Here is a 698-nt window from a genome sequence, read left to right as displayed (position 1 = left end):
ATGCGGAAAATAAGGTTACGTAATTTGAGTTCGCGTATACTTGCCCCATGGATACTCCTGACGTTTTCACAATTACCGCTCATGATGCAGCGACCCTGGAAAGCTGGATTCGCAGCACCTCGCTTCCGCAGGGGCAAATTACTCGAGCGAAGATTATTCTGGCTCTGTCGGAAGGCGTGCCGGTGATGGACGTGGCTGCGGCCCAGCGCGTGTCTCGCAAGACAGTTCACAAGTGGAAGACGCGCTTTATCGAATCGGGCCCGGAGGGTTTACTTGACCAGGCAAGGCCAGGGCGACCGTCGGTAATTGACGCCGAGATTGTAAACCGTGTTCTCACATTGACGACGAGCCGTATTCCTCATGAGTCCACTCACTGGAGTGTCTCGTTGATGGCGAAGTACGCCGGTGTTACCACATGGCAAGTTAGGCAAATCTGGAACGCTGCAGATCTGAAACCACACCGACTCAGAACCTTCAAGATCAGCAATGACCCGCAGTTTGCCGAGAAAGTGGTGGATATCGTTGGTTTGTATATGGACCCGCCGGACAATGCCTTGGTGCTGTGTGTCGATGAAAAAACCCAGATCCAGGCACTCGATCGCACTCAACCAGGGCTTCCACTTGCCCCGGGGCGCATTGGAAGTCGCACCCACGATTACAAGCGTAATGGAACGGCGGCTCTCTTTGCAGCCTTCAAT

At 53.9% G+C, this 698-nt stretch carries 1 protein-coding gene; it reads left to right on the top strand.

The window, feature by feature from the left end; all coding sequences use genetic code 11:
* Nucleotides 1-47: 47 nt before the first annotated feature.
* The coding region (locus tag LC073_RS21530) for an IS630 family transposase (RefSeq protein WP_226649692.1) at nt 48-698 on the top strand (651 nt) is incomplete at its 3' end.

This window comes from Microbulbifer variabilis, from assembly GCF_020524905.1.
In the GTDB taxonomy this organism is placed as follows: domain Bacteria; phylum Pseudomonadota; class Gammaproteobacteria; order Pseudomonadales; family Cellvibrionaceae; genus Microbulbifer; species Microbulbifer variabilis_A.
This window is presented reverse-complemented; position numbering and strand designations above follow the sequence as displayed.